The sequence below is a fragment of the Pseudoduganella sp. RAF53_2 genome, assembly GCF_052113985.1.
In the GTDB taxonomy this organism is placed as follows: Bacteria; Pseudomonadota; Gammaproteobacteria; order Burkholderiales; family Burkholderiaceae_D; genus Rugamonas.
The window spans coordinates 1-1,026 of the sequence record NZ_JBFRDW010001093.1; the positions used below are offsets into that span (position 1 = coordinate 1).

General features: G+C 61.5%; 1 protein-coding gene. It reads right to left on the reverse strand.

What is annotated here, in order from left to right; translation table 11 throughout:
* The coding region (locus tag AB4Z11_RS32540) for a primase-helicase family protein (protein WP_442030429.1) at positions 1-1,026 on the reverse strand (1,026 nt) is incomplete at both ends.

Below are 1,026 nucleotides of genomic sequence, written 5' to 3' on the forward strand. Positions count from 1 at the left end.
CAGCTCGCCTGCAGCCCAAGCCAGGTAAAACGCCTCCCAGTCCGGCCGGCCAAAGCTGATTACGCGCTCTTTGGCCGCAGTCATCGGCGGCCAGGTGTGCGGGTTGAAGTCGCCCAGCGGATACTCCAGCAGGAATGCGTAGAACGCCTCGATCAGACCGTCATCCAACACGGCCTTGATCTTCTTCAGCAGCTCGGGGTCCAGCTCGGCGCGCACATCGGCAACGCAGAACCGGCGGTCGTGAGGCTCCAGCGGCACAGCCTGGAACTCGTTGGACAGCATTACCGTGTTCATGTGGTTGGCCTCGTCGCGGTCGTCCTTGAACTTCTGGCTGATCGGCTGCGTGCGGCCAGTGATCATGTGCTTAATCAGGCCAATGGAGCTGTACTTGTCCTGGCGCGACAGGATTTCCTCGAAGAGGACGAACAGCTTCTGCGAACGCCACACCGTGTAGGTGGAATCCAGCTGGTTCTGGCCACCAGTCGCGCCATACTCGCCATAGATTGGCTTGACGATGCCTTCGAAGAACAGGCTCTTGCCGGTGCCCTGCTTCTCGCCGAAGAACAGGAGTGCCGTCTGCATCTTGGCGCCAGGATGCTGCAGCGGATAGGCCAGCCAGCGTAGCACCCACTGGAACAGCTCGTCGCGCCCCGGCTCCGATGCGCAAAGGCTGTACAGCAGCTCCAGGGCCAACTGCGCTTTCTCCTCGTCCTTTTTCGGCTTGAGCGGGAAGCCTTCGAACATGTTGATGTGCGTTTTCAGGTCCACCGTCTGGGTCGGATCGAACACCAGGTTCTCCAGGTCGATCTCGCGCCGCATTGAATGCTCCAGCCAACGCTCCGCCAAGTTCGAGCCGCGCGAGAGTGCCATTGCGTCGTATCCAATGATCTTGCGCCGGTCGTGATCCCACACCGTCTTCGTCCCGTACAGCAGCGTGTAGCGCTCCAGCATCATCAGCAGGGAGTCATCCCCCGCCCCCCCGCCAGTTGCTGCGACGCCGCGCACGGTAACCGGGAGATTGCGAGG